The organism is Variovorax sp. WDL1 (assembly GCF_001541225.1).
GTDB lineage: Bacteria > Pseudomonadota > Gammaproteobacteria > Burkholderiales > Burkholderiaceae_C > Variovorax.
In genome coordinates this window covers 1-3,715 of sequence record NZ_LMTS01000344.1, presented here as the reverse complement: position 1 = coordinate 3,715, position 3,715 = coordinate 1, and the positions used below count along the sequence as shown (strand labels likewise).

2 protein-coding genes and 2 pseudogenes are annotated in these 3,715 nt (G+C 65.3%); 2 read left to right on the top strand and 2 right to left on the bottom strand.

From position 1 onward, the window contains the following. Positions 1 to 665, bottom strand: a pseudogene (locus APY03_RS45190) (hypothetical protein); the annotation flags it as partial. A gap of 110 nt (positions 666 to 775) precedes the next feature. On the opposite strand from APY03_RS45190, the gene APY03_RS38460 reads away from it, so the two are divergent. Then, positions 776 to 1,897 carry a DNA-binding protein gene (locus APY03_RS38460; RefSeq protein WP_068685909.1) on the top strand — a complete coding sequence of 374 codons (1,122 nt, stop codon included), beginning with the start codon at positions 776 to 778 and terminating at the stop codon, positions 1,895 to 1,897. 396 nt (positions 1,898 to 2,293) lie between these two features. Here APY03_RS38460 and APY03_RS38455 read toward each other — a convergent pair whose 3' ends face one another. After that, entirely contained in the window at positions 2,294 to 2,596 is a 303-nt protein-coding gene (locus tag APY03_RS38455; RefSeq protein WP_068685913.1) for a hypothetical protein, read from the bottom strand. Between the two features lie 112 nt (positions 2,597 to 2,708). Here APY03_RS38455 and APY03_RS38445 point away from each other — a divergent pair. After that, positions 2,709 to 3,715: pseudogene (locus tag APY03_RS38445) on the top strand (IS3 family transposase); the annotation flags it as partial.

Here is a 3,715-nt window from a genome sequence, read left to right as displayed (position 1 = left end):
CCGCCGCTGGCCCAGGCGAACAGGAGGAGGGCGCGGTCGCGCTTGCCGCGCGGGGAATCGTCACAGGTGGCCAGCAGCGCATCCATCGGCGCCTTCGTGAGCGCCGCCTGCTTGTGGGGCTTCACGCCGCGCTTGGCATTGCCGCTGCGCACGTTCTTGATCAGCTCGCGAACCTGGGTGTGATTGCACGGGTTGTCCACGTTGACGTTCTGATGGGCCTTGGACAGGACGGCGAGCCGGTGCACGAGGGTGTTCTGCGCATAGGCGCCCAGCTTTTTCTTGTAGCCGTGGGCCACCAGGACCTGGTCGACCTCGGGCGGGAGATCGAACACCAACGGAACCTTCTTCGCGACCTTCCTGCGGGTTTTCTTGCCGGCAGGGGCCGCGGCTTCATCGGCGTCCTCGAGGACCAACTCGCGCTCGGCGTGGTCCACGATGAACTGAACCACAACGGGCACAGGCATGGGCAACTTGAGCTCCTGGCCATAGCGCGCCGCAAACCAGGCGGCCCAGTAGCGCATGGCGCCCTGGTAAGACGCGCGCGTGTTGGCAGATTGGCCCTGGCGGATCAGCTCTCGCGCGGACTCCTCGGTCAGCCGCGACAGCCGGGCGGGATCGAGCACCGGGTGAACCGAAAGCACAGCGGGTAGAGAATCTGGCTGCATGGTGTTTTGACGTTTTCTTATCTTATTATGTATGATGTACGCTAAATACTCAACATTAAGGTCTCATAAATTTACTTATGAGACCTAAACCTAGCCAACCGGGCAGAGCCATGCAATCAGGAAATACGAGCGTCTCGCGACTCCAATCCGGCGCCGCAGCGCGGCCGCGCCCGGGTCGGCCGGGCATCCAGCTCGAGGACGTGCTCGGCGCCGCTGATGCGCTGGTCGCCGAAGGCATCAAGCCCACGATCGAGCGCGTTCGCATGCGCCTGGGGGGCGGCTCGCCAAACACCGTGAGCGCTCATCTGGACGAATGGTTCGCCCGACTGCCGGCGCGCCTGGTCGGCATGCAAGCACCGCCAGCTGCTCCCCGCGACGATGACGCCCCGCTCTCCGTAGTCCAGGCGGCCCAGCAGTTCTGGGACGTTGCCCGCCGGGAGGCGGACCAAGTACAGGTCCAGAAGACCGAGGCGACCCGGCGCGAGCTCGAGCTGGAGCGCAGCGCGCTCGCACTGAAGGAAGCGGACCTGAAGCAACGCGAGGCCTCATTCGAGCAAGCTCGCGTGAAGCTGGATGAAGCCCTCGCCTCCTCGAAGCAGGCCGTCGAAGCGATGCAGGCGCAGATGCACTCGCAGCAGCAAGAGTCTGCTCGGATGCTCAGCGCCTCGGAGGCGGAGGTGCGCCGCTTGCGAAAGGCCCATGAAGAGGCTGTCGCGAGCAAGGAGGCGCTGCGGGAGAAATCTGCGATGGAGCTCCTGGCCAGGCAGCGCGCCGCCGAGGAAGCCGAGGAGCGCCATCTGGCACAGGAACGCCGTCTCCTTTCCGAGATCGATCGCGAGCGCATGGCCACACGCCAGGCCAACGTCGAGCTCGCCAAAGAGCAAAAAGCGCGCGCTGCCGATGCCGAGGCCGCTCAAGGTGCTCAGGCAACGGCATGGCAGGCTCTGCAGGCAGAGAAGTCAGCTCACCGAGAGGCAGCAGCGGCCTGGTCGCGCCAGCACCAGGAAGCGCAGCTTGAGCTTGCCACTCTGCGCGAGCGCGCCGCCGGCGCGGAGCAGCGGACGACCGACCTCGCCTCGCAGCTGCAGCGCCAGCAGGATCAGGCCGATCGCGAGATTGCGCAGCTCCGAGAGATCCAAGCTGCGACTGCGGCCGCGCTGCGCCAGCTTGAGGCGCGCAGGGAAGGCGAGGAAAAGCCACAGGCCGCGCGCGCGAGGAAATCGTCCAAGTGAGCTCCCTCCCCTTGGCCTCCTGTCGGTTCACCGTACCTTGAAATTTTTGCAACTTAGTCGCCCCCGCCGCCTGCAGCGACCCGTGGCCGGCGACGGCCTGCCTGCCTGCCTGCCTGCAGTGCTGGGAATGCGACTGCAGAACGCGTCAGTGGACCTCGCCTTTCGCGTCACTTGACTTTGCCTTGGTCCGTCGGATCCCGCCGATGAAGACTCATGGGACGCCAAGCTGAGATCCCTGCTCGGCAGGACCCGCCGGCCGGCCAGGCCTCCGCGCAACGCGTACCCACCTCGCTAAGATCCCAGGCGTTCTACGGTAGCGCTGGTTTCCTTCACCGGACGGCAGCGGGCCTACGGACCTCGTCCTGTATGGGTTACTTCCAGCCGGCGGTCGAGGCGCTAAACGCCGATCGTCATCGCTCGGGCCGTCGAGATCTCCGTAGGCTCCTTTCCTTTTGGGAAAGCCAGGACATACGCCACTTTCATCGGCGAACGCCGAGCACCCTCTGTCGTCGCGCCAATGAGCACTGAACGCTCGGCAAATCTGAGCGACACCTGCAGGGCCACTAGCCGATCGATGCGCCCTTGGAAATCTTCATGGATGTCCAGCTTCTCGACCTCGGAATACAGGTCGTGGCAATCACGGAACTCGCGGAACAGATCAGTCAGCGCAGCGAAATCCTCCGCCGCCTCGCGCTCCATGTCGAATGCCGCGTGGAAGAGAGAGCGGGCCCCGCAAATCTGAACACGCTGCAAAGTGGATAGGCTGCTCCCATGGGCGAGGACAGAGCCCCGTATGACAGGAGCAGACGAGATGAGCAGAAGACCCCGCCGCAACCACTCTGCGGCATTCAAGGCCAAGGTGGCGATCGAGGCGCTGGCCGACGGCAAGACGATTGCCGAGGTGGCGCAAAAGCACGACGTGCATCCCAACCAGGTCACGGAATGGCGCAGGCAACTGCTGGAACGCGCCGCGGGCGTGTTCGGCGGCACAGCGGCGCCGGAGGCTCCGGCAGTGGACCTGAAGGCGCTACACGCCAAGATCGGGCAGCTGACGCTGGAGAATGATTTTTTAGAGGGCGCGCTCACCAAAGCGGGATTGCTGAGCGCAAAGCGATGATCGACCGTGACGGCGAGTTGTCCATCAAGCGACAGGCCCAATTGCTGGGCATCAGCCGGGGCACGGCGTACTACCACCCCAAGCCGATTGCCGAGGCCGAGCTGGCGTTGATGCGCAGCATCGACGAGTTGCACCTGGAGCACCCGTTCGCGGGCAGCCGGATGCTGCGCGATCTGCTGCGGCTGCAAGGCGTGGAGGTCGGGCGCCGGCATGTAGGCACGCTGATGCGGCGCATGGGCATCCAGGCGCTGTACCGCAAGCCCAACACGAGCAAGCGGCACCCGGCGCACCCGGTGTTCGCGTACCTGCTGCGCGGGCTGGCCATCGAGCGGGCCGACCAGGTCTGGGCCCTCGACATCACCTACATCCCGATGGCGCGCGGCTGGGTGTATCTGGTGGCGGTGTTGGATTGGCACAGCCGCCGGGTGCTCGCGCACCGAGTGTCGATCACGATGGAGGCCGACTTCTGCGTGGAGGCCCTGCGCGAGGCAGCAACTCGCTGGGGAGCGCCGGAGATCGTCAACACCGATCAGGGCAGCCAATTCAGCAGTGCCGAGTTCGTCGCCGAAGTGGCGCGCATCGGCGCACGCCAGAGCATGGACGGTCGCGGCTGCTGGAGAGACAACGTGTTCGTCGAGCGACTGTGGCGCAGCGTGAAGTACGAGGACGTGTACCTGAAGGCCTACGACGGCGTCAGCGCC